28 protein-coding genes are annotated in these 24080 nt (G+C 69.8%); 11 read left to right on the top strand and 17 right to left on the bottom strand.

The genetic code is table 11. From position 1 onward, the window contains the following. Window positions 1-24 precede the first annotated feature (24 nt). The 10 genes from phnD to phnG all read right to left on the bottom strand — a co-directional run bounded on the left by phnD (window position 25) and on the right by phnG (window position 8332). A complete protein-coding gene (gene phnD / locus ACOYR3_RS21155) occupies window positions 25-972 on the bottom strand; it encodes a phosphonate ABC transporter substrate-binding protein (protein ID WP_422844269.1) in 948 nt (315 codons plus the stop codon). A 63-nt stretch (window positions 973-1035) separates the two neighbouring features. Then, window positions 1036-1896, bottom strand: coding sequence for a phosphonate ABC transporter ATP-binding protein (phnC, locus tag ACOYR3_RS21160; protein ID WP_422844270.1), 861 nt, complete (start codon window positions 1894-1896; stop codon window positions 1036-1038). A gap of 110 nt (window positions 1897-2006) precedes the next feature. Further along, window positions 2007-3161, bottom strand: coding sequence for an alpha-D-ribose 1-methylphosphonate 5-triphosphate diphosphatase (locus ACOYR3_RS21165; protein ID WP_422844271.1), 1155 nt, complete (start codon window positions 3159-3161; stop codon window positions 2007-2009). Further along, entirely contained in the window at window positions 3158-3892 is a 735-nt protein-coding gene (gene phnL / locus ACOYR3_RS21170; protein ID WP_422844272.1) for a phosphonate C-P lyase system protein PhnL, read from the bottom strand. Before phnL ends, ACOYR3_RS21165 begins: the two co-directional genes overlap by 4 nt. Then, window positions 3889-4677: a phosphonate C-P lyase system protein PhnK gene (gene phnK / locus ACOYR3_RS21175; protein ID WP_422844273.1), complete on the bottom strand. Its 789-nt coding sequence runs from the start codon at window positions 4675-4677 to the stop codon at window positions 3889-3891. Before phnK ends, phnL begins: the two co-directional genes overlap by 4 nt. Next, window positions 4674-5135 (bottom strand): GNAT family N-acetyltransferase, encoded by a 462-nt coding sequence (locus tag ACOYR3_RS21180; RefSeq protein WP_422844274.1) that lies wholly within the window; start codon window positions 5133-5135, stop codon window positions 4674-4676. The genes phnK and ACOYR3_RS21180 overlap by 4 nt, the downstream gene beginning before the upstream one ends. Further along, window positions 5132-6052, bottom strand: coding sequence for an alpha-D-ribose 1-methylphosphonate 5-phosphate C-P-lyase PhnJ (locus tag ACOYR3_RS21185; RefSeq protein WP_422844275.1), 921 nt, complete (start codon window positions 6050-6052; stop codon window positions 5132-5134). Before ACOYR3_RS21185 ends, ACOYR3_RS21180 begins: the two co-directional genes overlap by 4 nt. Further along, a complete protein-coding gene (locus ACOYR3_RS21190) occupies window positions 6049-7161 on the bottom strand; it encodes a carbon-phosphorus lyase complex subunit PhnI (RefSeq protein ID WP_422844276.1) in 1113 nt (370 codons plus the stop codon). Before ACOYR3_RS21190 ends, ACOYR3_RS21185 begins: the two co-directional genes overlap by 4 nt. Window positions 7162-7163: 2 nt before the next feature. Beyond that, window positions 7164-7823, bottom strand: a complete 660-nt coding sequence (phnH, locus tag ACOYR3_RS21195) for a phosphonate C-P lyase system protein PhnH (RefSeq protein ID WP_422844277.1) — start codon at window positions 7821-7823, stop codon at window positions 7164-7166. Then, a complete protein-coding gene (phnG, locus tag ACOYR3_RS21200; protein WP_422844278.1) occupies window positions 7820-8332 on the bottom strand; it encodes a phosphonate C-P lyase system protein PhnG in 513 nt (170 codons plus the stop codon). Before phnG ends, phnH begins: the two co-directional genes overlap by 4 nt. Window positions 8333-8407: 75 nt before the next feature. Here phnG and phnF point away from each other — a divergent pair, with 75 nt between their 5' ends. The 5 genes from phnF to ACOYR3_RS21225 are packed head-to-tail and all read left to right on the top strand — an operon-like array spanning window position 8408 to window position 12178. Continuing rightward, the gene (gene phnF, locus ACOYR3_RS21205; protein ID WP_422844279.1) at window positions 8408-9187 is read left to right on the top strand and encodes a phosphonate metabolism transcriptional regulator PhnF; all 780 of its coding nucleotides are present in this window, start codon (window positions 8408-8410) and stop codon (window positions 9185-9187) included. Continuing rightward, on the top strand, window positions 9177-9905 hold the full coding sequence (locus tag ACOYR3_RS21210; RefSeq protein ID WP_422844280.1) for a DUF1045 domain-containing protein: 729 nt from the start codon (window positions 9177-9179) through the stop codon (window positions 9903-9905). The genes phnF and ACOYR3_RS21210 overlap by 11 nt, the downstream gene beginning before the upstream one ends. Further along, complete coding sequence (gene phnN, locus ACOYR3_RS21215; RefSeq protein WP_422844281.1) at window positions 9902-10507, top strand: phosphonate metabolism protein/1,5-bisphosphokinase (PRPP-forming) PhnN; 606 nt, start codon at window positions 9902-9904, stop codon at window positions 10505-10507. The genes ACOYR3_RS21210 and phnN overlap by 4 nt, the downstream gene beginning before the upstream one ends. Before the next feature lie 9 nt (window positions 10508-10516). Beyond that, on the top strand, window positions 10517-10939 hold the full coding sequence (gene arsC, locus ACOYR3_RS21220) for an arsenate reductase (glutaredoxin) (protein WP_422844282.1): 423 nt from the start codon (window positions 10517-10519) through the stop codon (window positions 10937-10939). Between the two features lie 39 nt (window positions 10940-10978). After that, window positions 10979-12178 carry an MFS transporter gene (locus ACOYR3_RS21225; RefSeq protein ID WP_422844283.1) on the top strand — a complete coding sequence of 400 codons (1200 nt, stop codon included), beginning with the start codon at window positions 10979-10981 and terminating at the stop codon, window positions 12176-12178. A 20-nt stretch (window positions 12179-12198) separates the two neighbouring features. On the opposite strand, the gene ACOYR3_RS21230 is transcribed toward ACOYR3_RS21225, so the two are convergent. Further along, the gene (locus ACOYR3_RS21230) at window positions 12199-12564 is read right to left on the bottom strand and encodes a hypothetical protein (RefSeq protein ID WP_422844284.1); all 366 of its coding nucleotides are present in this window, start codon (window positions 12562-12564) and stop codon (window positions 12199-12201) included. Between the two features lie 54 nt (window positions 12565-12618). Next, window positions 12619-13287, bottom strand: a complete 669-nt coding sequence (locus ACOYR3_RS21235; RefSeq protein WP_422844285.1) for a DNA-3-methyladenine glycosylase I — start codon at window positions 13285-13287, stop codon at window positions 12619-12621. 82 nt (window positions 13288-13369) lie between these two features. Here ACOYR3_RS21235 and ACOYR3_RS21240 point away from each other — a divergent pair, with 82 nt between their 5' ends. Further along, window positions 13370-14566: an aminopeptidase gene (locus ACOYR3_RS21240; RefSeq protein ID WP_422844286.1), complete on the top strand. Its 1197-nt coding sequence runs from the start codon at window positions 13370-13372 to the stop codon at window positions 14564-14566. Then, complete coding sequence (locus ACOYR3_RS21245; RefSeq protein WP_422844287.1) at window positions 14559-14936, top strand: polyhydroxyalkanoic acid system family protein; 378 nt, start codon at window positions 14559-14561, stop codon at window positions 14934-14936. Before ACOYR3_RS21240 ends, ACOYR3_RS21245 begins: the two co-directional genes overlap by 8 nt. Window positions 14937-14955: 19 nt before the next feature. Here ACOYR3_RS21245 and ACOYR3_RS21250 read toward each other — a convergent pair whose 3' ends face one another. Beyond that, the gene (locus tag ACOYR3_RS21250; protein WP_422844288.1) at window positions 14956-16017 is read right to left on the bottom strand and encodes an ornithine cyclodeaminase; all 1062 of its coding nucleotides are present in this window, start codon (window positions 16015-16017) and stop codon (window positions 14956-14958) included. 225 nt (window positions 16018-16242) lie between these two features. Here ACOYR3_RS21250 and ACOYR3_RS21255 point away from each other — a divergent pair, with 225 nt between their 5' ends. Further along, window positions 16243-17163 (top strand): hydroxymethylglutaryl-CoA lyase, encoded by a 921-nt coding sequence (locus ACOYR3_RS21255; RefSeq protein ID WP_422844289.1) that lies wholly within the window; start codon window positions 16243-16245, stop codon window positions 17161-17163. Window positions 17164-17227: 64 nt separating this feature from the next. Here ACOYR3_RS21255 and ACOYR3_RS21260 read toward each other — a convergent pair whose 3' ends face one another. Next, window positions 17228-17482 (bottom strand): acyl-CoA-binding protein, encoded by a 255-nt coding sequence (locus ACOYR3_RS21260; RefSeq protein ID WP_422844290.1) that lies wholly within the window; start codon window positions 17480-17482, stop codon window positions 17228-17230. Between the two features lie 149 nt (window positions 17483-17631). On the opposite strand from ACOYR3_RS21260, the gene ACOYR3_RS21265 reads away from it, so the two are divergent. Beyond that, window positions 17632-19245: a wax ester/triacylglycerol synthase family O-acyltransferase gene (locus ACOYR3_RS21265; RefSeq protein ID WP_422844291.1), complete on the top strand. Its 1614-nt coding sequence runs from the start codon at window positions 17632-17634 to the stop codon at window positions 19243-19245. A gap of 50 nt (window positions 19246-19295) precedes the next feature. Beyond that, window positions 19296-19835 (top strand): DUF922 domain-containing Zn-dependent protease, encoded by a 540-nt coding sequence (locus tag ACOYR3_RS21270; protein ID WP_422844292.1) that lies wholly within the window; start codon window positions 19296-19298, stop codon window positions 19833-19835. Between the two features lie 53 nt (window positions 19836-19888). Here the strand turns inward: ACOYR3_RS21270 and ACOYR3_RS21275 are convergent, their stop codons facing one another. After that, window positions 19889-20506 carry a TetR/AcrR family transcriptional regulator gene (locus ACOYR3_RS21275; RefSeq protein ID WP_422844293.1) on the bottom strand — a complete coding sequence of 206 codons (618 nt, stop codon included), beginning with the start codon at window positions 20504-20506 and terminating at the stop codon, window positions 19889-19891. Between the two features lie 89 nt (window positions 20507-20595). Between ACOYR3_RS21275 and ACOYR3_RS21280 the strand changes: the two genes are divergently transcribed. Further along, on the top strand, window positions 20596-21063 hold the full coding sequence (locus ACOYR3_RS21280) for a DUF1348 family protein (RefSeq protein ID WP_422844294.1): 468 nt from the start codon (window positions 20596-20598) through the stop codon (window positions 21061-21063). Window positions 21064-21130: 67 nt separating this feature from the next. Here the strand turns inward: ACOYR3_RS21280 and ACOYR3_RS21285 are convergent, their stop codons facing one another. Both ACOYR3_RS21285 and ACOYR3_RS21290 read right to left on the bottom strand, forming a co-directional pair. Continuing rightward, window positions 21131-22768: a tannase/feruloyl esterase family alpha/beta hydrolase gene (locus ACOYR3_RS21285; RefSeq protein WP_422844295.1), complete on the bottom strand. Its 1638-nt coding sequence runs from the start codon at window positions 22766-22768 to the stop codon at window positions 21131-21133. A gap of 181 nt (window positions 22769-22949) precedes the next feature. Next, window positions 22950-23945 carry a response regulator transcription factor gene (locus ACOYR3_RS21290; protein ID WP_422844296.1) on the bottom strand — a complete coding sequence of 332 codons (996 nt, stop codon included), beginning with the start codon at window positions 23943-23945 and terminating at the stop codon, window positions 22950-22952. Window positions 23946-24080: the final 135 nt, after the last annotated feature.

Genomic DNA, 24080 nt, shown 5'->3' on the forward strand with positions numbered 1-24080 from the left:
ACAACAACCAACCGATGGGATGAATTACTTCAGCGACGCCAGCTGCTGGTCGATCTCGGCCAGGCGGGTCTTCTTGTCGGCCTCGGCCAGGGTGGCGTCGGCCTCGATCTTGTTGCGCTTGCCGAACAGGTCCAGCTGGCGGATGGGCGTGAGCTGCGCATTGCTGGAAGGCTTGAAGCCCGACAGCTTGGAGATCTTCATGACGATCTCCTTCTCGCGCGCATCGGTCTTGGCGTAGTTGTAGAAGAAGTCGCGGATCTTGGTCTTGGTGGCCTCGGGCAGGTCCTTGCGCATGACCAGCGGGTCCAGGGGGATCAGGGGCGAGGTCCAGATGATCTTGATGTCCTTGAACTTCTCGGGCTGGCGTTCCTTGATCTTTTCCAGGTTCTCGCTGTTGTTGGTGGCCACATCCACCTGCTTGTTGGCCACGGCCAGGGCGTTGGTCTCGTGGTTGGCGCTGCGCACCACCTTGAAATGCGTCTTGGCATCCACCTTGTTCTGTGCAAAGGCGTAGTAGCCGGGCACCAGGAAGCCCGAGGTGGAGTTGGGGTCGCCGTTGCCAAAGCTCAGCGACTTGCCGTTCTTGAGCACATCGTCCAGGCTGGCCAGGGGGCTGTCCTTGTGCACGATGAGGTGCGAGTAGTAGCCCTGCGTTCCGTCGGCGTTCACCATCTGCGCGAAGACTTCGCCTCCCGCGCGGTCCACGGCTTCCATGGCCGACTTGTTGCCCAGCCAGGCCACCTGCATCTTGTTGAAGCGCATGGCTTCGATCAGGCCCGCGTAGTCGGACGCGAAGAAGGCGTTGATCTTCAGGCCCGTCTGCTTGGCCATGTCGTCCAGCAGCGGCTGCCAGTCGGCCTTGAGGTTTTGCGAAGCCTCGGTTGAGATCATGCCGAAGTTGATGTCTTGGGCCAACGCGCCCGTGGTCAGCCCCAGCCCGACGGTCAGGGCGGCAAACAGTTTCTTGAACATGGGGAAAGCTCCAGAGAGGAAAGGGTAGGAAGGGAAGAAGAAAGGGGGAAGTCGAAAGACAGCTCAGGCGGCCTGCACCATGGCAGGCGCCCACTGCGGCGCAGGCACCGGGGCCGCCACCGGCACGGCGGGCGCGGCCGCCGCGTCGGCCAGGATCTCGTCGGCCTGCACGCCATACAGGCTGCGCAGCAGTGCCGGCGTGAGGGCGGCCGAAGGGCCGTCGTACACCACCTGCCCCTGGTGCAGCGCCACCACGCGGGGGCAGTACTTGATGGCCACGTCGACCTGGTGCAGCGACACGACCACGGTGCAGCGGTCTTCTCGGTTGATGCGCGCGAGGATCTCCATCACCTTGCGCGACGATTCAGGGTCCAGCGAGGCGATGGGCTCGTCAGCCAGCACCACCTTGGCGCCCTGCACCAGCGTGCGGGCAATGGCGGCGCGCTGCTGCTGCCCGCCCGACAGGGTGGACGCGCGCTGACCATAGCACTCGGCAATGCCCACGCGGTGCAGCGCCTCCAGCGCCAGCGCACGCTCGTGCGGCCTGAACATCCGCAGCCAGCCGCGCCACCAGGGCGTGCGGTGCAGCAGGCCCACCAGCACGTTCATCAGCACGGGCAGGCGGTCCACCAGGTTGAACTGCTGGAACACAAAGCCCACCTGCGAACGCACCTTGCGGATGTCGCCGTGGATGCGGCCGCCCTGCTGCACGCAGCGGCCATCGACCTCGATCAGCGAGTTGCTGGACGCATCGGCCACCACCAGGCCCGCCACATGGCGCAGCAGGGTGGACTTGCCAGAGCCGGAGGCACCGATCAGCGCCACCATCTCGCCGCGCTGCAGGGTGAGGTTGATGTCGCGCAGGGCATGCTTGCCGTTGGCGAAATGCTTGTTCAGTTGGTGGATGTGCAGTGCGGCGGTCATGGCGGCCTCCTGGGTTAAGTCGTCTAGACAACCGGAGTGTGGTGATCCGGCGTGACAGGGCTTTGACAGTTGGGAGAAGTTTGGATGTCAGGCACAGACTTGCACGCGCTCTACAGCACCCGCTGCCCTTCCCGCCACACGCCCCGCACCACGGCCTGGCGGCCGCCACCGGGCAGTTCGGCCAGGTGCACCTGCACCAGGTCGGCGCGCAGGCCCGGCGCCAGCGCGCCCCGGTCCGCCATGCCCGCGGCCTGGGCCGGGTTGCGGGTGACGGTGGCCACGGCCTGCGGCAGGGGCAGGATGTCGTCCTGCACCAGCCGCATCACCGCGCTCAGCAAACTGCCGGGCACGTAGTCGGAGGAGAGGATGTCCAAGAGCCCCCGGCGCGCCAGGTCGGCCGCCGCCACGTTGCCCGAGTGCGAACCGCCCCGCACCACATTGGGCCCGCCCATCACGGTGAGCAGTCCGCGCTCGTGCGCGGCCTGGGCGGCAGCCAGCGTGGTCGGGAACTCCGACATCGCGGCTCCTTCGGCATGGGCCTGCTCCACATGCGCCACCGTGGTGTCGTCGTGGCTGGCCAGCGAGATGCCGTGCGTTCGGCAGTAGTCCACAAAGTACGCACGGTGCGGCTCGGCGTACTGCGCCTGCAGCGTTGCGGCGTGCTCCACCTGGCGCTCGAACTTCTCGGCGCTCCAGCCCTTTTTGCCGGTGTAGTAGGTGCGCGCCTGCTCGATGTTCTCCCACTGCCGCTGGCCGGGGGTATGGTCCATCAGCGAGATCAGCGACAGGCGCGGGTGGCCGTGGAAGGGCTCGAACAAATCAATGGTGTTGGGCGCGGGCAGTTCGCAGCGCACATGCAGGTGGTGGTCGGCGCGCAGCAGGTTGCGCTCGGTGCAGGTGTCGATGGTGTCGAGCACGCGGTTCCAGGCGCTGCCGCGCAGGCTGTCCACATCGGCCTCGCCCACACCCAGCGCGTCCAGCACCGTCGTGATGCCTGCGGCCGCAATCTCGGCGTCGTGCGCCAGCAGCGCGGGCATCTCGGCCCACTGCACCTTGGGGCGGGGCATCAGGTGGCGCTCGAAGTTGTCGGTGTGGATTTCGACCAGGCCCGGCAGCAGGTAGTCGCCGCCCAGATCGATGCCCTGCAGGGCCGCGGTGGCCCCGCTGTCCAGCGACGCGATGCACCCGCCCTCCATCTGCAAGCTGCCCTGCACCACTTCGCCCGGCAACACCATGCGGGCGTTCTTGAACACGGTCGCGGTCATGCCGATGCTCCCCGGAAGTCGCCCACGTTCACGCGGCGCGTCGCCACCGCGGCGCCCACCTGGGTGTCGTGAAAAATGCCCACCAGGGCTGCGCCGCGCGCCACGGCTTCGCGGATCATGGCGATCACCGTCTCGGTGTTGGCCGCATCCAGCGATGCGGTGGGCTCGTCCAGCAGCAACAGCGGCTTGGGCTTGATCATGTTGCGGGCGATGTTGATGCGCTGCTGCTCCCCGCCCGAGAAGGTGGCGGGCGGCAGGTGCCACAGTCGCTCTGGGATGCGCAGGCGGGTCAGCCACTGGCGGGCGGCCTCGCGGGCGGCCTCGATACCTGCGGCGTCGTCGCCCGCGTCTTCGGCCAGCGGCTCGGCCACCACATCGAGCGCCGACACGCGCGGGATGACCCGCAGAAACTGGCTCACATAGCCCACGGTGTCGCGCCGCAGCTGCACCAGCGCACGCGGCGTGGCCTGCGTCACGTCCACCACGGTGCCATCGGCCGAGCGTACCGTGATGCGGCCGGCATTGGCCCGGTAGTTGGCGTAGATCATCTTGAGCAGCGTGCTCTTGCCCATGCCCGAGGGGCCGTCAAGCACTACACACTCGCCCGGCTGCACGGCCAGGTCCACCTGGGCGAGCACGGGCAGCTCGATGCTGTTCTGGTGGTGCAGGGTGAAGCGCTTGGCCACCCCTTGCATCTGGAGGATGGGCGCAACGGAAGGAGGCTGGTTCATGGCTGCAGTACCGAAGAAACGAGGAGCTGGGTGTAGGGGTGTTGCGGGTCGTCAAGCACCTGGTCGGTCAGGCCCGCCTCGACCACGCGGCCGCGCTGCATGACCACCATGCGGTGCGCCAGCAGGCGCGCCACGGCCAGGTCGTGCGTGACCACAATGGCCGCCAGCTGCATCTGCCGCGTGAGCTGGCGCAGCAGGTCCAGGAGGCGCGCCTGCACCGACACATCGAGGCCCGAGGTGGGCTCGTCCATGAACACCAGGCGGGGCTGGGTGACGAGGTTGCGGGCGATCTGCAGGCGCTGGCGCATGCCGCCCGAAAACGTGCGCGGCGCGTCGTCAATGCGCGCCGCATCGATCTCCACACGCTGCAGCCATTCCACGGCCGTGGCGCGCAGGCGGCCGTAGTGGCGCTCGCCCAGGCCCATCAAGCGCTCGCCCACGTTGGCACCGGCCGACACCTCCATGCGCAGGCCATCCGCCGCGTTCTGGTGCACAAAGCCCCAGTCGGTGCGGGCCAGCAAGCGCTGCTGCGCTTCGGTCATGGCGTAGATGTCCTGCAGCTCGCCGCTGCGCTGACGGAACTGCACCGTGCCTGCGTCCGGGGCGCTGCGCGCCGCAATGGCGTTGAGCAGGGTGGACTTGCCGGAGCCCGACTCGCCCACCACGGCGAGCACCTCGCCGGGCCACAGGTCAAAGGACGCGCCTTGCAGCGCCACGCGGTCGCCATAGCGCTTACTGACGTTGCGCACGCTCAGCAGCGGCGCAGCAGATTCGGGGTAATTCATGGAAGGTTCTCGACGACAAAGCTCAGGCCGTGCTGTGCAAAGCCCAGGGATTCATAAAAGGCATGCGCGCCCTTGCGGCGGGCGTTGGACGAGAGCGCGAGCTTGTAGCAGCCCGCCTCACGCGCCTGCTGCATGGCGTGGGCCATCATCTGGCGGCCAATGCCACGGCCCTGCTGGTGCTGTGCCACCACCACGTCTTCGACGATGGCCGAGGGCGCGCCCCGGTGCGCCAGGTTGTGCATGACGAGCAGCGCATAGCTGCCCACCACCGCGCCGTGCTGCGCGGGGTCGCAAGCGACCCACAGGCGGTAGCTGGGGTAGCGCGCAAACTGGGCCCATACGGCCTGGGCTTCTTCCAGCGCCAGCACGTCGGCGGGGCTGTCTTCAATGGCGGCGTACAGGCCCAGCACGTCCTCCAGGTCGGCCTGCCGGGCTTCGCGGATCTGCACGGCGCTCATGCTGCGCCGCCTTGTTCCACCGCCGATTCAGCCTGCTGCGCCTGGCGCTCCTGGCAGTAGTCCGAGTCGGAACACACATGCATGCGCCCACCCTGGTCGTTGGTGATGACCTCATCCAGAAAGCTGTCCGTAGCGCCACACAGCGCGCAGGCGGCATCCCAGCGCTGCACTTCAAAGGGGTGGTCCTCAAAGCCCAGGCTTTCCACCGGCGTGTAAGGCGGCACAGCGTAGATGCGTTTCTCGCGGCCCGCGCCAAACAGCTGCAGTGCGGGGTTCATGTGCATCTTGGGGTTGTCGAACTTGGGGATGGGCGACGGTGCCATCACGTACCGGCCGTTCACCAACACCGGGTAGTCGTAGGTGGTGGCGATGTGGCCGTAGCGCGCAATGTCTTCGTAGAGCTTGACGTGCATGAGCCCGTACTCGGCCAGGCCGTGCAGGGTGCGTGTCTCGGTCTCGCGCGGTTCCAGGCGCTGCATGGGCTCGGGCACCGGCACCTGGTAGACGATGACCTGGCCTTCGGTCAGCGGCGTCTCGGGGATGCGGTGGCGCGTCTGGATCAGCGTGGCCTCGCGCGTGCGGGTGGTGGTGGCCACGGCCGTGGTGCGCTCGAAGAAGCGGCGGATGTTGACGGCGTTGACCGTGTCGTCCGAGCCCTGGTCGATGACCTTGAGGCAGTCCTCTGGGCCGATGATGGACGCGGTGACCTGGATGCCGCCCGTGCCCCAGCCGTAGGGCAGGGGCATCTCGCGCGAGCCAAACGGCACCTGGTAGCCGGGGATGGCGACGGCCTTGAGGATGGCGCGGCGGATCATGCGCTTGGTGCGCTCGTCCAGGTAGGCGAAGTTGAAGTGGCCGTCCACCGGCGCGGCGTCGGCGGGCAGGCCCATCACGGCGGGTTCCATGGGCGCGTTCATGCGGCGTCCTCCTCGGCGGGGGTGGTGGGGTGGGCGGCAGCGGCGCGCATCTTGCGCACCAGCTCCAGTTCGGACTGAAAGTCCACGTAGTGCGGCAGCTTCAAGTGCTGCACGAAGCCCGAGGCCTCCAGGCTGTCGCTGTGGCCCAGCACGAACTCCTGCATCTGGGCGGGGGACTCGACCGGCTCGCCCAGTTCGTCGGCGCGCAGGGCGCGGTCCACCAGGCTCATGGCCATGGCCTTGCGCTCGCTGTGGCCGAACGCCAGGCCGTAGCCGCGCGTGAACTGCGGGGGCTGGCTCTTGCTGCCGGCAAACTGGTTCACCATCTCGCACTCGGTGATCTCGATGTCGCCGATGTCGATGGCAAAGCCCAGCTCTTCCGGCACGATCTCCACCGCCACCGTGCCCAGGCGCACCTCGCCCACAAAGGGATGCGAGTGCGAGTAGCCGCGCTGCGTGGAATACGCCATGGCGAGCAGGAAGCCCTCATCCCCGCGCACCAGGTTTTGCAGGCGCGTGGCCCGGTTGGCGGGGAAGCGCAGCGGCTCGCGGGTCAGGTCGGTGGGCGCGGGGTCGCCCGGGGGCACGGGGCGGGTTTCGATCAGGCCTTCCTGGTTGAGCAGGTCCACCACGCGCGGCGTGGGGCCGGGCGGCACCGCAGCTGCCACAGCGGCCGCAACCGCAGAGGGCGCCAGCGGCCCTTCGGCCAGCAGCTTGAAGTCCAGCAGGCGCTGCGTGTAGTCGTAGGTGGGGCCCAGCACCTGGCCGCCGGGCAGGTCCTTGAAGGTGGCGGAGATGCGGCGGTCCAGCGCCATGCGGCTGGTGTCCAGCGGGCAGGTGGTGCCCAGGCGCGGCAGCGTGGCGCGGTAGGCGCGCAGCAAGAAGATGGCTTCCACCAGATCGCCCGCCGCCTGCTTGATGGCTAGGGCCGCGAGTTCGGGGTCGTACACCGAGCCCTCGGTCATCACCCGGTCCACGGCCAGCTTGAGCTGCTGGCGGATCTGCGCCACCGAGAGTTCGGGCTCTGCGGCATCGCCCCGGCGCTGGCGGGCCAGCAACTGGTAGCTGTTGAGAATGGCGGCTTCTCCGCCCTTGACGGCAACGTACATGCTCAGGCCTCCTGAAGGGCGGGGGCAACGCGCGCCGCCCGCGTGGTGCGGGGCAGGCCCACGATGTGGCCTGCCGTGGCCAGCAACAGATCCACGCCGCGCGGAAACACCGCGTGGTTGGCGGCCCACCGGGCCTCGAAGTCGTCGGGCAGGCCCTCGACCTGCAAGGCCGCCACTTCCTGGATGCCAGGGCCGCGCAATTGCCAAGCACCTTCGGAATCTTTCGTGGTGGCGGTGGCGCGCACGACATCGACCACGCAGGTCGCGGACTGGTCCGGGTAGATGTCGGACCCCGGCGCGAGGCTGTCGAGCGGCGGCACCAAGTCGCCCTGCGCCACCCACACAAAGCGAGCCTGAGCGGCCTCGCTCACCAGGGTGCAGCCCGTGTGAAAGCGCAGCCAGGCACCCGCATCACCGGCCGCCAGGCGCGGCGAAAGCCACAGCGTGCAGTCGCTGTCGAGCAGCGCCAGCAGCACGGCCGCCGATGCCGCATGCCCCACGGCGGGAGTCTGCGCGTCGTGTTCTACCGCCACCGTCCGACCAGGGTGCGACAGCGCCTGCAGCACGGCGCGGAACACCGCCTGGCTGCCGAAGGCTTCGTTCGAGAATCCGGCACCCAGGGATGCCAAAGGGGTCACTGGGGTCATCGGGGTCGCGCTCATTCGGTGTCCTCGTCGTTGTCGGTACCGCTCTCGCGCGCCACGGTGAAAAAGTCCACCTTGGTGCTGGCGGCACGCGCCTGACGCTCGGCCTGGGTGGTGCGCAGGTGGGCGCGGATGGGTTCCAGCAGCTGGGCGTCCAGCACCGGTTGTTGTGCGGGGTCTTGCAGCAGCGCATCGGCCAGGGCCGCGAGTTGCACCTGGCGGTGCGAGCGGCCCAGCACATAGGCCACGCCCACAGTGGCCTCTGCAGCGTCCGATGCGTCAGCCACGCGCAGCGCGCAGCGGGTGACGGTGACCTCGCCGAGGTTGAAGCGCTCGCCCGAGCCCCCGGCGCGGCCCTGCACCATCATCAGACCGGTCTCGGGCGCACGCAGCCAGCGCGCGGGGCGCGTGGCATGCTCTTGCAAGGCCGATTCGAGCAGCCCCAGCGGCGCCCGGGCCAGCAGCGCCATCCACTGCGCGCGACCGAGGGGGCGGTCCGGCCCCGGGTTGTCAAAGGCTTGAAACATGGAAGTGGTACCCTGAAAGTTGTATAGACAAATTGAACAACTGGCGCCAGCTTAAAGAGCGCGCATGTAGGTTTCATGACAGCCAGCACCACTTCTCTCACGGCCCCCTTGCAGGGCCCGCACGCCCCACCGTTGCGCCCCGCGCGCGACAGCTTCTGGACACGCATTGCCGCCGAGCTGGCCGAGGCCATCGGCAGCGGCGTCTACCCCCCGGGCCAGCGCCTGCCCTCGGAGCACGCGCTGGCCGAGCAGTTCGGCGTGAACCGCCACACGATCCGCCGCTCGCTCGCCAGCCTGTGCAGCCAGGGCCTGGTGCGCATCACGCAGGGCAGCGGCACCTATGTGGAAGACTTCGCCGTGGACCTGGTTCTGGGCAAGCGCACGCGCCACCAGCAGGGCCTGGCGCAGGCGGGGCTGCGCGGCAGCCTGGTGGTGCTGCAGGCACAGACCACGCGCGCCACGGCGGCGCTGGCCAAGGCGCTGCAGGTGCCCGCGCGCAGCCCGCTGCTGGCGCTGCGCGTGCGGGGCGACGCCGAAGGCCAGCCGCTGCACGTGAGCGACCGGTACTTTCCCCTGCCCCGCTTCGAGCACCTGGCCGACGTGGTGCGCGAGACGGGCTCCATCACCGCCGGCTTTGCTGCCCACGGCGTGGCCGACTACACCCGCCGCGAAAGCCGCATCACCGCCGAGCTGCCCACGCCCGACGTGGCGCAGCTGCTGCGCCAGCCCGCGGCGCGGCCCGTGCTGCAGGTGGAAAGCCTGAACGTGGACACCAGCGGCACCCCCATCGAATGGGCCCGCGCCTGGTTCGCTGGCGACCGCGTGAAACTCACCATTGACCACCATGCCGACTGAACCCACCACCGCCACCGCCCACCGCTACGCGGTGTACTACGCGCCCCACCCCGGCACCCTGGGCTGGCTGGCTGGCAGCCACTGGCTGGGCCGCTGCGCCGCCCAGCTGCAGCCCCTGCCGCAGCTGGACATCCACGGCGTGGCCGCCGCCGACCTGCAGCGCCTGACCGCCGCACCGCGCCGCTACGGCTGGCACGCCACGCTGAAGGCCCCGTTCGCGCTGGCGCCCGGCGCCGACTGGCTCGCGCTGCACCACGCGGTGCAGCAGATCGCCTGCGGCCTCCGCCCCTTTGCAATGCCGCCGCTGGAAGTGCAGCGCATCGACGACTTCCTGGCGCTGGTGCCCACCCCGCACCACCCCGCCAATGCGGCGATCCAGGAGGCTGCCGCCACCTGCGTGACGGCGCTGCAGCCCCTGGCCGCGCCCCTGTCGGATGCCGACCTTGCGCGCCGGCGCGCGGCCGGGCTCACACCCCGGCAAGACGCGCTGCTGCAGCGCTGGGGCTACCCGTTCGTGCTGGAGGAGTTCCGCTTCCACCTGTCGCTGACCGGCCCGCTCAGCCTGGTGGACGAGGCCACGCAGGCGCTGGTGCTGGACGCGGCGCAGCAGTTCTTTGCCGACCTGCCGCCGCTGAAATTCAACAGCCTCGCGATCTTTGCCGAGCCCACGCCCGGCGCGGACTTCGTGCTGCTGGACCACCTGGAGATGGGCGCATGACCGCGGGCCGGCTGGTCTACTGCATGGGCCCCTCCGGCGCGGGAAAGGACAGCCTGCTGGACTGGCTGCGCGCGCACCTGCCCGCGCCCTGCCCCGTGCACTGGGCGCAGCGCACCATCAGCCGCGCCGCCACGTCCGGTGGCGAAGCCCATGAAGTCGTGTCGCCCGAGGCGTTTGCAGCGCTGCGGCAGGCCCAGGCGTTTGCCCTGCACTGGCAGGCCAACGGCCTGGGCTATGGCATCCGGCATGCGCAGCTGGCGCCGCTGGCGCAGGGCCGATGGGTGCTGCTCAACGGCTCGCGCGCCTACCTGCCCGAGGCCCTGGTGCAATTTCCCGACCTGGTGGCCGTGCACATCACCGCCAGCCCGGCGGTGCTGCGCGCGCGGCTGCTGTCGCGGCGCCGCGAGACACCCGCGCAAGTGGAGGCCCGGGTGCAGCGCGCGCTCGCCTACACGCCGCCCCCCGGCGCGGCCCGCCTGGAGGTGCACAACGACAGCGCGCTGGGCGATGCCGGCGAGCAGCTGCTGACCGCGCTGGAGCAGCTGCCGGGCTGGCCTGCGCGCGGTGGCAAACTTTCGGCCCTGCCATCCGCCTGTTCCTGAGCGTTCCCCATGTCCACCATCACCATCTACCACAACCCCAAGTGCGGCACGTCCCGCAACACCCTGGCCATGATCCGCAACAGCGGCGTGGAGCCCGAGGTCATCGAATACCTCAAGACGCCACCCGATCGCGCCACGCTGGAGGCCCTGATTGCCGCCACGGGCGAGCCGGTGATCCACGCCGTGCGCACCAAGGAAGCGCTCTTCACCGAGCTGCACCTGGACGCGCCGGGCGTGACCGACGCGCAGCTCATCGACGCGATGCTGGAGCACCCCATCCTCATCAACCGCCCCATCGTCGTGACGCCGCTGGGCACGCGCCTGTGCCGCCCGTCCGAGAAGGTGCTGGACATCCTGCCCGCGCCGCAGCAAGGCGCCTTCACCAAGGAAGACGGCGAAGTGGTGGTCAATGCCCAGGGCCAGCGTGCCTGACGCCCGGGCCCACCGCCACGCCGTGGCCCCTGGCCCGGCATGAGCGCGCCCTCCCAGCGCTGGACCGTGGCGCGCCTGGGCACGGCCCAGACGCTGGCCTGGGCCTCGTCGTACTACCTGCCCGCGATGCTGGCCGTGCCCATGGCGCGCGACCTGGGCGTGGCCACGCCCACGGTGTTCGCCGCGTTCTCGGTGGCGCTTGTCGTGTCGGCCCTGCTGGGGCCGGTCGCGGGCCGTGCCATCGACCGCCACGGCGGCCGCCCGGTGCTGGTGGGCACCAACCTGTTGTTTGCGGCGGCTCTGGCAGGCATGGCCCTGGCGCAAGGCCCGGTGGGCCTGTTTGCGGCCTGGGTGCTGATGGGCGTGGCCATGGGGTCGGGCCTGTACGAGGCAGCGTTTGCCACGCTGGTGCGCCTGTACGGCCAGGGCGCGCGCGGCGCCATCACCGGCATCACCTTGATTGCGGGCTTTGCCAGCACCGTGGGATGGCCGCTGTCGGCCTGGATGGAGTCGCAGTGGGGCTGGCGCGGCGCGTGCGCGGGCTGGGCCGTGTTGCACCTGCTGATGGGGGTGCCACTGAACGCCTGGCTGCCGCGCGTCGCAGGCGAAGACCGCGCCCCGGCTCCGCCGCTGTCAGGTGCACCCGCCAGCGCGGCAACATCGCATTCGCCGTCGCCCGAGCCGCAGCACGCGCTGCGCACCACGGTGCTGCTGTCGTTCGTGTTCGCCGTCACCTGGTTCACCAGCACGGCCATGGCGGCCCATCTGCCGCGCCTGCTGCAAGCCAGCGGGACCACGCTGCAGACTGCCGTGGCCCTGGCGGCGCTAGTGGGCCCGGCGCAGGTGGCGGCGCGGCTGCTGGAGTTTGGCTTTCTGCGCCGCCTGCACCCGCTGCTGTCGGCCCAGCTGGCCGCTGCCGCCCACCCGCTGGGCGCAGTGCTGCTGATGGTGCTGGGCGGGCCCGCGGCGGCGGTGTTCACCGTGCTGCACGGCGCGGGCAACGGCATCCTGACCATTGCCAAGGGCACGCTGCCGCTGGTGCTGTTCGGGCCGGCGGGCTATGGCGCGCGCCAGGGCCTGATGATGGTGCCCGCCCGCGTGGCCCAGGCGTTTGCGCCGGTGCTCTTCGGCCTGCTGCTGGATGCCGCAGGCGCTGCCGCCCTGTGGGCCACCGCCCTACTGGGCTTGGCAGCGCTGGCGGCGTTGTGGGCGCTGCGGCCGGTGGCACGGCAGGGGTGATCGCTTGGGCCGCGCCTGGCTCACCCCAGACCCGTCAGCATAATCAACCAGGCCGCAGCTTCGGCCGCCCACCCCACGCGGTTCGCTGTCTGGGCGGTTTTTCGATCGGTTGGAAACAGCTCGCAGCGCGGCCACAGCGCCATGTTGCCCCCGATGGCGACCAGCACGGCCAGCGCTGCGATGGGCCAGGACGCGAGCACCACGGCCAGCGTGCATCCCACGATCAGCGCCATCCCCGTGAACACGCCGATGCCGCTGGACGTGCTGGCCAGCACATGCGACAGCCCGCCGCAATAGCTGCATTGCGCCGGGTTTTCGCGCGTGGACCAGCGCAGCGCGGCGTGGGTGACGCCGGGCTTCTGGCAATGGGGGCATCGGTGTTTCATCAGCGCAGGGGCGAGTGGGGTATTCGCCATGACAGCAGATCAGTACGGCGGCTGTCAAGGAACCACAAAGTCGGTACGGGCTTGCAGCGCTGCGCTGCGCGCATGGCAGCCCTCCAGGTGGTCGTTGACCAGGCCCATGGCCTGCAGGAAGGCGTACACCGTGGTGGGGCCGACAAAGCTCCAGCCGCGCTTCTTGAGGTCCTTGGACATTGCGATGGACGCGGCGGACGTGGACAACGTGCGCGCCACCTCGCGGGTGATGCGCTCGGGCCGGTCGGCGGCATCGGGCTCGTAGCGCCACACGTAGTGCGCCAGCGAGCCGAATTCGCGGCGCAGCTCCAGCACGCGCCGCGCGTTGTTGATGGTGGACTCGATCTTGCCCCGGTGGCGCACGATGCCTGCGTCCTGCACCAGGCGCTCGACGTCGGCGGGGCCGAAGGCAGCGACCTGCTCGGCATCGAAGTGGGCAAACGCGGCGCGAAAACCTTCACGCTTGTTCAGGATGGTGAGCCAGCTCAGGCCCGACTGGAAGCCCTCCAGGCAGATCTTCTCGAACAGCCGCCGGTCGTCCGCCACTGGAAAGCCCCATTCGTGGTCATGGTAATGGCGGTACAGCGGCGTGGCCTGGCACCAGGCGCAGCGCGGGCACCCGGCCTCGTCGGCAAACAGGCCGTCGGCCCGCGCGGGTGGGTGGGCAGGATCAGAAGCGGTGGGAGGGGTCATGCGCGGCATTCTAGAAACCACGGCAGCCAGGCTGCTGACAGGACGAAAGCACAGGGTTCGATCTGCCCATAAACTGCACCGCATGCGCCAGCCACCTTCCCGCCTGCGGGCCGCTTTCAGCCTGATGTCTTGCCTGGTGCTGGCCGGCTGCGCCAGCACCACCAGCACCGTGGGCTCGCTGGGCTACTACTGGCAGTCGCTGCGGGGGCACGTGCAGCTCATGCAGGCGGCCGAACCCATCGACCGCTGGGTGGCGCGCCCGGACACCCCGCCCGCGCTGCGCGAGCGCCTGCTGCTGGCCCAGCGCGCCCGCAGCTTTGCAGTCCGGGAGCTGGGTCTCCCCGACAACGCCAGCTACCGCCGCTATGCGGACCTCCAGCGCTCCGCCGCGGTATGGAACGTGGTGGCGGCCCCGCCGTATGCGCTGACGCTGCACACCTGGTGCTTTCCCATCACGGGCTGCATTGGCTACCGCGGCTATTTCACCGAAGCGGGCGCCCAGGCCGAGGCCGCGCAGCTGGCGCAGCAGGGGCTGGAGGTGGAGGTGTACGGCGTGCCCGCGTACTCCACGCTGGGGTACATGAACTGGGCCGGCGGCGACCCGCTGCTGTCCACCTTCATCGGCTGGCCCGAGGGCGACTTCGTGCGGCTGCTGTTCCACGAGCTGGCGCACCAGGTGGCCTATGCCAAGGACGACACGCTGTTCAACGAGTCGTTTGCCACGGCCGTCGAACGCATCGGCGTGGCGCGCTGGCTGGGGGCGAACGCCACCCCGGCGGCGCGCGCGGCCTACGCCACCAGCGAGGCACGGCGCAGCGCGTTCCGCGCCCTCACGCGTGCGACCCGCGAGCGCCTGGCGCAGATTTATGAACAAAAAGAGGCTCCAGCGCTTACTGAGCAAGCGCTGGCAGCTATGAAAAAAGAAGCAATGCAGCGCTTTCACAGCGACTACGCCGCGCTGCGCGCGCAGTGGCTGGCGCCGCAAGACGGGGGCGCGCCGCAGGCCACCACGGCCCAGGTGGCGGGGTACGACCGCTGGGTGGCGCGGGCCAACAATGCCAGCTTCGCCGCCCAGGCGGCCTACGACGGACAGGTTCCGGCTTTCCTTGCCCTGTTCGAGCGCGAGGGCGGCGACTTCGCCCGGTTTTATGATGCCGTGCGGCAGCTCGCCCGGCAGCCGCGCGAAGCGCGCCAGGAGGCCCTGCGCGCACTGCAGCCCCCTGGCCCCACGACCACCACCATCACCACCCCCCGCCCCAAGGAGAGCCCCGGTGTCTGACATCCATATCCATCGCGAACACCATCTGGGCCTGCCTGCGGCCCGCAAGATCGCTTTCACGTGGGCCGAGAAGGCCGAGGCAAAGTTCGACATGGAATGCGTTTACGAAGAGGGCGACACCGAAGACCTGCTCACCTTCACCCGCTCGGGCGTCAAGGGCACGCTGCTGGTGGATGCGCGCCAGTTCGAGATGAAGGCCCAGCTCGGCTTTCTGTTCAGCGCGTTCAAGGACCGCATCGAATCCGAGATCGGCGAGCAGCTGGACGCACTGCTGAGCCCTGCCGCCAGCGCCAAGGCCGCCGCCAAAAAACCCGCGGCCCGCAGCGCGCCCGCCAAGGCTGCCCCGCCCGCCAAGCCCCGCAAGGCCTGAACCGGCGGGCGCAGGCCGCCTACGCGGCAGCGCGCAGCCGCGGCCCGTGCGACTGCAGGGCGCCAAACAGGTCCTTGGGGTCGGGCAGCGCCGGCACCAGCGCGATCCGCTGGCCCAGGCCCAGCTCGGCCGCGGCGTCGTGCAGGAAGCGCAGCGCCGCGTAGTCCTCCAGCGCAAAGCCGACCGAGTCGAACACGGTGATCTGGCTATCCGCCGTGCGGCCGGGGCGGCGGGCCGCGAGCACCTCCCACAGCTCGGTCACCGGGAAGTCGGCTGGCAGCTGCTGGATGTCGCCCTCGACCCGGGTCTGCGGGGCGTATTCGACAAACACCTGCGCCTGGCGCAGCACATCGGCGTGCAGTTCTGTCTTGCCCGGGCAGTCGCCCCCCACCGCATTGATGTGCTGGCCCGGCGCGAGCATGCCGGCGGTCAGCAGGTTGGCGTGCACCTTGTCGGCCGTGGCCGTGGTCACGATGTCGGCGCCCCGCACGGCTTCGGCGGTGCTGCGGCAGGCCACGGTGCGCAGGCCGGTGCCTTGCAGGTTCCTGCGCAGCTTGGCGGTGGCCGCGGGGTCGGTGTCGTACAGGCGCAGGGTGTCGATGCCCAGCAGGTGGTGGAACGCCAGCGCCTGGAACTCGGCCTGTGCGCCGTTGCCGACGAGGGCCAGGGTGCGGCTGCCCGGCCGGGCCAGGGCCTGGGCGGCCACGGCCGACATGGCGGCCGTGCGCAAGGCCGTGGTGAAGGTCAGCTCGCTGAGCAGCACGGGCAGGCCGGTCGCCACGTCGGCCAGCACGCCGAACGCCATCACCGTGGGCAGCCCGTGCTGCAGGTTCTTGGGGTGGCCGTTGACGTACTTGAAGGCATAGCGGTGCGCGTCGGCCACGGGCATCAGCTCGATCACGCCGTCGCGCGAATGGCTGGCCACCCGGGCCGATTTGTCGAACGCTTCCCAGCGCAGGAAGTCGGCGCGCAGGTTGTCGGCAATGGCGCGCAGGCAGGCTTCCAGGCCCCGGCGGCGGACCAGTTCGGCCACGTCGTGGGTGCTGAGGTACAGGGTGTGGGCGGGGGCATGGGAAGGCATGGCAGGTGTCTCCGGATCGGGTTGAACACAGTGTCGCCAGCCGCCGCAGCAAGGGGAATCGCCCAATGTGCGCACACTGCGCCGCCGCCTGGGCGCTGTGCCAGCGCAAACTGCCACTTTGCGCGGGGCGGGATAGCGGCCCAGGGATGGCAGACGGCGATGGGGCGGCGGGCCGCGCTATTCTTCGCACCTCCCGCCCCCCAGCCCTCTCCGGCCCCCCCAACCATGCAATCTCCGCAAGTTCTCATCAGCGAAGTCGGCCCGCGCGACGGACTGCAGTCCGTGAAGGCCACCATGCCCACGGCGGACAAGCTCCGGTGGATCGACGCCCTGGTGGCGGCAGGGCTGCGCGAGATCGAGGTCGGCTCCTTCGTCCCCGCCCGGCTCCTGCCGCAGATGGCCGATGTGGCCGAGGTGGTGCGCCACGCGCTCACCCACCCCGGCATCACCGTGATGGCCCTGGCCCCGAACCTGCGTGGCGCCGAAGCGGCGCTGGCGGCGGGCGTGCACAAGGTCACGCTGCCCGTGTCGGCCAGCGCCGCCCATTCGCTGGCCAACGTGCGCAAGACGCGGGAAGCCATGGTCGAGGAGGTGCGCGCCGTGGTCCGCCTGCGCGATGAGCGGGCGCCGGACATGCGGGTGGAGGTGGGCCTGTCCACGGCCTTCGGCTGCACGCTGCAGGGCGAGGTGCCCGAGGACGATGTGCTCTGGCTGGCCGGGCTGTGCGCGGAGGCAGGCGCGGACGAGATCGGGCTGTCCGACACCACCGGCATGGCCAACCCGGCGCAGGTGCGCCGCCTGTTCACGCGCCTGCGCGCCGAGCTGGGCGACCTGGCGGGGGCCGCGCACCTGCACAACACGCGGGGCCTGGGGCTGGCCAATTGCCTGGCCGCCTACGATGTGGGCGTGCGCACGTTCGACGCCTCGCTGGGCGGGCTGGGCGGCTGCCCCTATGCGCCCGGGGCCTCGGGCAATGTGGTGACGGAGGATCTGGTGTTCATGTTCGAGGCCATGGGCGTTGCGACCGGGGTGGACCTGGGGCGCCTCCTGGCGGCGCGTGCGCCGCTGCAGGCCGGGCTGCCGGGCGAGCCGATCTATGGCATGACGCCCGAGGCGGGGTTGCCCAAGGGCTGGACCCAACGCTGACGCACCGGCAGCGCAAGGAAAAAGGCGACCTCGGTCGCCTTTTTCTTGGGAGAGAACCGCCGTATCAGCTCAGCGAGGTGATCAGGTCGATGTACTGCTGCTTGGCCGCGTCGGCGTCGGTGCCCTTGAGCTTTTCCCATGCGTCCCACTTGGCGCGGCCCACCATGTCGGAGAAGCTGGGCTTCTTCTCGCTGTTGTCGCCCACGGTGGCCTGCTTGTACAGGGCGTAGATCTTGAGCAGCGTGGCGTTGTCGGGACGCTCGCTGAGGTTCTTGGAATTGGCCACAGCGGCTTCGAAGGTGGCGTTCAGGTCGGCCATGTCGGTTGCTCCTTGGGTTCGGGTGGGGGAGGGAAAGAACGGTGTCGGCAAGCGTTTGCTGCGTTGTATCTTACGGGCTGCGCCCCGCTCTCAGCGGCGCCGTCCATAGAGGCAAGCCCCCAAAAACAACCACAACAGGTGTAGATCCGATGGTGACCCGCATCCCAGCCGCTTCCCAAGGCGCCCACGGCACCCACGCGACCGCCGCAGCTGCGGCCCGCCCGCCGCGCACCCCCGGCCTGCCGCCCGCCGCCCGCAAAGCCGCCACCGCCGTGCAAAAGAACGTGCGGCGCGCCGCCACCGGCATGCTGGGCCTCTCGGGCGAGCGCATGAGCAAGGTCGACACCGCGTGGCTGCGCATGGACTCGGCCAGCAACCTCATGATGATCAACGGGGTGTGGACCCTGGCGCCGGGCATCACCTGGGAGGCCCTGTGCGAGCGGGTGGAGCAGCGGCTGCTGCAGTACCCGCGCTTTCGCCAGCGCGTGCTGGAAGACGCGGCCGGCGCCACCTGGGTGGAGGACCGCCACTTCGACCTGAGCGCCCATGTGCTGCGCGAGACCCTGCCCCACCGCAAGGGCCGCAGCATGCAGCGCGCGCTGCAGGACCGGGTGGGCGAACTGGCCGTGCAGCCGCTGGACCCGCGCCGCCCGCTGTGGCAGATGCACCTGGTGGAAGACTTCGTGGGCGAGGACGGCCAGGCGGGCAGCGCGCTCATCGTGCGCATCCACCACTGCATTGCCGACGGCATCGCGCTGATCTCGGTCACCCTGTCCCTGGTCGATGGGGGGGCGGAGCCCCCCCAGCGCAAGTCCCGTGCGGGCCAGAACGCCGCGACGGCCGAGGACTGGATTGCCGACGCCCTGATCAAGCCCTTCACCGGCCTGACGGTGAAGGCGCTCGACCTGGCGGGCGACGGGGCGGCGCGCTCGTTCAAGCTGCTGGCCGCGCCTGAAAAGGCCGTGCACCACGGCCTGTCCGGCACGGCGGACATGGCGCGCGTGGCCTACCAGCTGGTCAGCGACGCGGCGGCGCTGGCGCTGATGCCCGACGACTCCACCACCCGCCTGAAGGGCCGGCCCGGCCGCGCCAAGCGCGTGGCCTGGTGCCCGCCCATTCCGCTGGACGAGGTCAAGGCCATTGGCAAGGCACTGAACTGCTCGGTCAACGACGTGCTGCTGTCCTGCGTGGCCGGGGCCATCGGCGGCTACCTGCGCAGCCTGGGGGACGACCCCACGGGCCAGGAGATCCGCGCGATGATTCCGGTCAACCTGCGCCCGATGGAAGAGGCCTGGAAGCTGGGCAACCGCTTCGGGCTGGTGCCGCTGGTGCTGCCCATCGGCGTGGCCAACCCCATCGAGCGGGTGTACGCGGTACGCGAGCGGATGAATGCCCTCAAGGGCAGCACCCAGCCCCTGCTGGCGTTCGCCATGCTGGCGGCGGCGGGGCTGATGATCAAGCCCGCGCAGGACGCGCTGCTCAACCTGTTCGGCCGCAAGACCACCGCGGTGATGACCAACGTGCCCGGGCCCAAGGAAGCGCTCACGCTGTGCGGCGCGCGCGTCACGCAATGCATGTTCTGGGTGCCGCAGTCGGGCGACATCGGCCTGGGGGTGTCCATCCTGAGCTACGGCGGCGGCGTGCAGTTCGGCGTGATCACCGACACCACGCTGTGCCCCGAACCCCAGCAGATCATCGACGCCTTTGCGCCGGAGTTCGCGCAGCTGTCACTGCTCACGCTGATGCTGCCGTGGGGCGAATGACAGGCGGGGCACCATTGCCGCTGCGCGCCTGGGCACACCGGGCGTGGGTGATGGCGTTGCTGCTGGGCACCTGCGGCGTGCACGCGGCGGTGCAGGAAGAAGCCACCCGGCGGCCCTACGTGGTGCACGCCCAGCCCGGTGAGAGCCTGTGGACGGCCTTGCATGCCGCCACTCCGATTGCGGTGGGTGGGCAGCGTTTTCACGGCTATACCCGCTGGAACGTGCGCTGGACCTTCCGCTGGTGGCGGGAAGCCTCCGGCCGCTGCGCGATCACCGAGGTCACCACCCGGCTGCACACCGAGGTGCAGCTGCCGCAGCTGCAGGCCGCGAGCCCGGAGCAGCAAGCAGTCTTTGACCGGTACCTGCGGGCCCTGTCCGACCACGAACAAGGCCATGTGCAGATCGGCCGCGATGCAGCGCAGGCCATTGACCAGGGCATCCGCCAGATGCCTGCGGCACCCGACTGCGCCACGCTGGAACGCGAGGCGAATGCCCTGGGGCGCCGACTGCTGCAGGACCATGTGGCACGCGAAGAACAATACGACCAGCGCACCCGCCACGGCGCCACACAAGGCGCGCGGCTGGACTGACCGCGCGGGCGGCCGCCAGAAGCGCTCCCACCTTTCCTATCGGCCGACCAGGCTCACCCCTTGCGCTGAAGAGGCGCAGCCGCCAGCGCATCCGCCAGGCGGGACACCGCGGCCACCACCGCCGCCACGGGTTCGCCCATCTGCACACGCACGATGGCGCCCTCCACCACCAGGGTGAGCGCCTGCGCATCCTGCGCCTTCTGGGCCTTCTGGACGGACGCGGGCAGAAGGGTGGCCAGCAACCCCGTCAAGTCGCGCTTGTGGCGCTGCGCGATCTCCAGCACCTCCGGCACGGTGTCGCCCAGCTCGCTCACGCTGTTGATGAAGGCGCAGCCGCGAAAGTGCGCACTGCCCAACCACTCCGCCAGGGCGGGGGCCAAGGCCCGCGTGCGATCAGCCCCTGCGGGCAGCGCGTGCGCGTAGCGCTGCAACGCATCGCCAAACCAGGCCATCCAGCCCGTGTGCCGGTACTCGAGGTACGCGCAGATCAGGTCGTTCTTGCTCGGGAAGTGCCGGTAGAAAGTAACCTTGGTCACGCCGGACTCCGCAATCACCCGGTCGATGCCCGTGGCACGGATGCCGTCCCGGTAGAACAGCGCGTGCGCCGTGTGCAGCAGACGATCTCGGGCGGGCAGGTCCTTCCAGCCGGGGGGGAGGGGATCAAAGGTCATTCGCCGATTGTAGACAATTCTGTCTACACAGCTTTATGATGGCGCGTAGACAGATCTGTCTACATTCATTTCAACCCACCGAGACCCCCATGGAAACACGCCCGCCTTTGCCACCTTTTACCCACCCCACCGCCGTCCAGAAGGTGCGCCTGGCCGAAGACGGCTGGAACTCGCGCGACCCCGCCCGCGTGGCCCTGGCCTACACCGAGGACACACGCTGGCGCAACCGCGCCGAGTTCCCCGTGGGCCGCGAGGCCGCCCGGCAGCTGCTGGAGCGCAAGTGGGCGCGCGAACTGGACTACCGCCTCATCAAGGAGCTGTGGGCGTTCAGCGGCCACCGCATCGCCGTGCGGTTTGCCTACGAATGGCATGACGACGCAGGCCAGTGGTACCGCAGCTACGGCAACGAGAACTGGGAGTTCAACGACGCCGGCCTGATGGCCGTGCGCCACGCCAGCATCAACGACCGGCCCATCCAGGCCGCGGACCGGCTGTTCTTCTGGCCCCTGGGGCGGCGGCCCGACGACCACCCGGGGCTGAGCGACCTGGGGCTGTAAGCCCTCAGGCCGCGTGCAGCGGCCACACGGCACGCCCGCAGGCGTGCCCGTGCTCCACCCGCCGCGCTCAGGTCGCAGAACAGGTAAAGCTCTCGGCCTTGGCCGGGTCGCCCGCGCCGTTGTAGCGCGGGAACTTGGGGTACTCGCACACCGGGCGCTGGGCCACGGGCGTGGTGGTGCCGGGAGCGAACCGGGTGGCCACCAGCTTGTCGGGGGCCGTGCCTTTTTCCACCCAGGCGTCCATGGCGGCCAGCAGGTCGATGGAGCGTGGCTCGGTGCCAGCGCCGTCCAGGTCATGGCCGTTGGAGGGCGAGGTGACCATGCGCGCAAAGCCCTGCACCTTGCTGGCGCCCAGGCGCTGCTTCACCGAGTCGAAATAGTCTGCCGTGCGGTACAGCGACACGCAGGTGTCCCCCAGGCCATACCAGATCAGCAGCTTGCCGCCGTTGTCGGCAAAGGCGGAGATGTCGGGGTCCGTCCCGTCGATCATCTCGGCCAGGCGTTGGTACTGGGCCTGGTACTGCGTGGGGTCGTGGGTGAGGATGTTGGCGTTGGGGTTGCCCTCCACCAGGCGCGCGGCTTCGGTCACGGCCATGTGGTTGAACGAGTCGGGCGCATCAAAGCTGGTGCCGAACATGTACGACTGCCAGTCCGAGGTGGACGCACCGCCCCGGCCGTAGCGCGGGTAGCCCACGGCGCCGCGCGACAGGGTCACAGGCGTCTGGTGGTCGCTGTAGATGAGGCGGATGGATTCGATCTGGCCGGCCGTGAGGCAGCTGTCGTTGTCGGCGCCCTGGCACAGCAGGTCGGTGGGCACGTAGTGGCAGGCTTCGATGTTGCCGATGATGCCGTCCTTCAGGCCATCGAGGCCATCACACGCCGCCACCTCGGCCTTGGCATACAGCGCGATCTTGGCGGGGCTCATCCAGTTGTCGCGGCTCTTGAAGATGTGGCGCAGCACCGTGGGCCCCAGGTTGACCTGGTGCGCCTGCTGGGCGATGGCGGGCTCCATGGCCACCACGCCGTCGTAGTCCTTGGGGTACTTCTGCGTGGAGATGAGCCCCGAGCGCCCGCCGTTGGAGTGCCCCATGTGGTAGCGCCGCACGGGGCGCCGGCCGTAGAACTCGGTGGCGATGGCGGTGCCGACCTCCAGCACGAAGTGGTTGGCATCGAACGCGTGATTGCGCAGCGCCACATCGCTTTGGCCCCAGGCAAAGCCGCGGACCTGGTGGCCGGAGTCGGAGCTGATCTTCACGAACGGGTTGGCGGACGGGCCCACCAGCTGCTGGTACCACGGGTCGTCGGTGGGGATGAAGCCGTCAAAGCCGCCGCCGCCGATGGTCAGCGTCTTGCCGTTCCACTGCGCCAGCGTGGGCAGCTCCACGGCCCAGCGGATGGTGGACTCCGGCGAAGAAACGATCTGGCCGCGCACGATGCAGACATCGGGCAGCGTGCCTTCGGCCTTGCGCAGCTCGGTGCCCGTGACCTTGGCGCCGTGAGGCAGCGCGGTGGAGGTGTAGGCCGCGCAGGCTTCGGCCAGGGGCTTGCTGGCCAGCGGAGGACTGGCATCGCCGCCGCCACCGCAGGCGGTCAGCGCCAGCGCGGCCAGCAGGCTCAGGGCGCCGGTGCGCTGGTATCCGCCACGCGGGACCGGCGGGTTGCCAAGGCGTTGCGCCACGGCGGCGCGGGAAGGGTTCGGGAACATTGCAAAAGTCTCCTGGAATGGTGTTTTTCAGGAGCCCGGCCTGCGGCCGCCGTACCGCCGCCGCAGACCGCAGGGCCTGTGCGGACAGGCTTGCGGGCTCCGGTGCGGACGATAGGAAAAGGGGGCGCCGTTGCAGCCTCTGCAAATGCAGAGGGCCCGGGAAACTACCGAGCCGGCGCGGCTACGCGGCGCGCAGTGCGGCGACCAGCTCGAGCTTGTTGCGCACCCCCAGCGCCGCGTAGGCCGTGCGCAGGTAGGTGCGCACCGTGGCGGGCGTAAGGCCCAGCGTGGCCGCGATGTCCTTGTGCGAGCGGCCGTGTGCGTACAGCATGGCCGCGCTCAGCTCGCGGGGCGCCAGCGGGGACTTGGCGTGGCGCGAGGCCATGCTGACGGCCACCAGCGGCCCGCAGGGCTCCAGCCGCAGCCGGCAGGGCTTGCTGCCGGCGGCCAGGTTGCACGGGGCGCCGGCCAGCGCCTGCACCACTGGCGGCGGCAGGCGCGTGCCGTTCCAGCCGGGGTAGGCCTCGCCCAGCGCCCGGCTGATGCGCAGGCCGGCAAACAGCAGTTCGCCGGACGGCTCGGCCAGTGCAAAGCTGTCCCAGGGACGGCCGGGCGCGCCGCTTTGCAGGCGCTGCAGCAGCAGGTGCCAGTGCTGCAGCAGGTGGGCGACAAACTCGCCAAACAGCACCGTCTCCGCATCCGAGAAACCGGGGCGCTGCTGCGGCCGGTACACCGAGACGAAGAACATCAGTCCGCTGTGCGGCAGCTCGGCCGTGAGGGCCATGCAGTGGTGCAGGCCGTGGCGCTGGCTGAAGGCCGTGACTTGCGGATGCTCGGGGGCATGGTCCATCACGTCGCGCTCACGGATCACCACGCCCAATTGCCGCATGGACTGCTGTCCGAACACGTCCACCGCCGCCAGCGCGTTCCACTCCTCGGCAAAACTGCGGCTCAGGCCGATGCTGCCGTGCAGCCAGTTGCGGGGCCCGCCTTCCACGCCGCCCGCCGACACTTCGCCCCACCAGGCCGCGTCGAACGGCACCAGGCCGCGCAGGGTCTGCAAAGCCTGGTGCAGCAGTTCCTGCGGCGGGGCCTGCTGGGCAAGTTCCAGCAGCCGCAACAGGCTGCGGCTGAAGGTGCGCAGGCTGCGCAATCCGTCGGGTTCGGCAACGACCATGGTGTCTCCAGATTTTTTCCGGACATGGTAGCGGCCACAGCCTGCCGCCGGCGCGGCGCCAGCCGCCCCGCAAATGCTATTAAATCAATAGCTTCTTGCGCTTGCTGCACAAGCGCTGGAGGCATATTTCATTAA

This window comes from Acidovorax sp. M2(2025), from assembly GCF_049330835.1.
GTDB lineage: Bacteria > Pseudomonadota > Gammaproteobacteria > Burkholderiales > Burkholderiaceae_C > Acidovorax.

What these genes read in the sequence shown, in the direction of transcription:
- phnG (WP_422844278.1), bottom strand. Translation starts at nt 8,332, where the DNA reads ATGTTTCAAGCCTTTGACAACCCGGGGCCGGACCGCCCCCTCGGTCGC.
- ACOYR3_RS21190 (WP_422844276.1), bottom strand. Translation starts at nt 7,161, where the DNA reads ATGTACGTTGCCGTCAAGGGCGGAGAAGCCGCCATTCTCAACAGCTAC.
- ACOYR3_RS21290 (WP_422844296.1), bottom strand. Translation starts at nt 23,945, where the DNA reads ATGGTCGTTGCCGAACCCGACGGATTGCGCAGCCTGCGCACCTTCAGC.
- ACOYR3_RS21165 (WP_422844271.1), bottom strand. Translation starts at nt 3,161, where the DNA reads ATGACCGCGACCGTGTTCAAGAACGCCCGCATGGTGTTGCCGGGCGAA.
- ACOYR3_RS21250 (WP_422844288.1), bottom strand. Translation starts at nt 16,017, where the DNA reads ATGCCTTCCCATGCCCCCGCCCACACCCTGTACCTCAGCACCCACGAC.
- phnH (WP_422844277.1), bottom strand. Translation starts at nt 7,823, where the DNA reads ATGAGCGCGACCCCGATGACCCCAGTGACCCCTTTGGCATCCCTGGGT.
- phnK (WP_422844273.1), bottom strand. Translation starts at nt 4,677, where the DNA reads ATGAATTACCCCGAATCTGCTGCGCCGCTGCTGAGCGTGCGCAACGTC.
- ACOYR3_RS21275 (WP_422844293.1), bottom strand. Translation starts at nt 20,506, where the DNA reads ATGACCTTTGATCCCCTCCCCCCCGGCTGGAAGGACCTGCCCGCCCGA.
- phnF (WP_422844279.1), top strand. Translation starts at nt 8,408, where the DNA reads ATGACAGCCAGCACCACTTCTCTCACGGCCCCCTTGCAGGGCCCGCAC.
- ACOYR3_RS21210 (WP_422844280.1), top strand. Translation starts at nt 9,177, where the DNA reads ATGCCGACTGAACCCACCACCGCCACCGCCCACCGCTACGCGGTGTAC.
- ACOYR3_RS21280 (WP_422844294.1), top strand. Translation starts at nt 20,596, where the DNA reads ATGGAAACACGCCCGCCTTTGCCACCTTTTACCCACCCCACCGCCGTC.
- ACOYR3_RS21270 (WP_422844292.1), top strand. Translation starts at nt 19,296, where the DNA reads ATGGCGTTGCTGCTGGGCACCTGCGGCGTGCACGCGGCGGTGCAGGAA.
- ACOYR3_RS21230 (WP_422844284.1), bottom strand. Translation starts at nt 12,564, where the DNA reads ATGAAACACCGATGCCCCCATTGCCAGAAGCCCGGCGTCACCCACGCC.
- ACOYR3_RS21185 (WP_422844275.1), bottom strand. Translation starts at nt 6,052, where the DNA reads ATGAACGCGCCCATGGAACCCGCCGTGATGGGCCTGCCCGCCGACGCC.
- ACOYR3_RS21260 (WP_422844290.1), bottom strand. Translation starts at nt 17,482, where the DNA reads ATGGCCGACCTGAACGCCACCTTCGAAGCCGCTGTGGCCAATTCCAAG.
- ACOYR3_RS21255 (WP_422844289.1), top strand. Translation starts at nt 16,243, where the DNA reads ATGCAATCTCCGCAAGTTCTCATCAGCGAAGTCGGCCCGCGCGACGGA.
- ACOYR3_RS21235 (WP_422844285.1), bottom strand. Translation starts at nt 13,287, where the DNA reads ATGACCCCTCCCACCGCTTCTGATCCTGCCCACCCACCCGCGCGGGCC.
- ACOYR3_RS21265 (WP_422844291.1), top strand. Translation starts at nt 17,632, where the DNA reads ATGGTGACCCGCATCCCAGCCGCTTCCCAAGGCGCCCACGGCACCCAC.
- phnN (WP_422844281.1), top strand. Translation starts at nt 9,902, where the DNA reads ATGACCGCGGGCCGGCTGGTCTACTGCATGGGCCCCTCCGGCGCGGGA.
- arsC (WP_422844282.1), top strand. Translation starts at nt 10,517, where the DNA reads ATGTCCACCATCACCATCTACCACAACCCCAAGTGCGGCACGTCCCGC.
- ACOYR3_RS21180 (WP_422844274.1), bottom strand. Translation starts at nt 5,135, where the DNA reads ATGAGCGCCGTGCAGATCCGCGAAGCCCGGCAGGCCGACCTGGAGGAC.
- ACOYR3_RS21225 (WP_422844283.1), top strand. Translation starts at nt 10,979, where the DNA reads ATGAGCGCGCCCTCCCAGCGCTGGACCGTGGCGCGCCTGGGCACGGCC.
- phnD (WP_422844269.1), bottom strand. Translation starts at nt 972, where the DNA reads ATGTTCAAGAAACTGTTTGCCGCCCTGACCGTCGGGCTGGGGCTGACC.
- ACOYR3_RS21240 (WP_422844286.1), top strand. Translation starts at nt 13,370, where the DNA reads ATGCGCCAGCCACCTTCCCGCCTGCGGGCCGCTTTCAGCCTGATGTCT.
- ACOYR3_RS21285 (WP_422844295.1), bottom strand. Translation starts at nt 22,768, where the DNA reads ATGTTCCCGAACCCTTCCCGCGCCGCCGTGGCGCAACGCCTTGGCAAC.
- phnC (WP_422844270.1), bottom strand. Translation starts at nt 1,896, where the DNA reads ATGACCGCCGCACTGCACATCCACCAACTGAACAAGCATTTCGCCAAC.
- phnL (WP_422844272.1), bottom strand. Translation starts at nt 3,892, where the DNA reads ATGAACCAGCCTCCTTCCGTTGCGCCCATCCTCCAGATGCAAGGGGTG.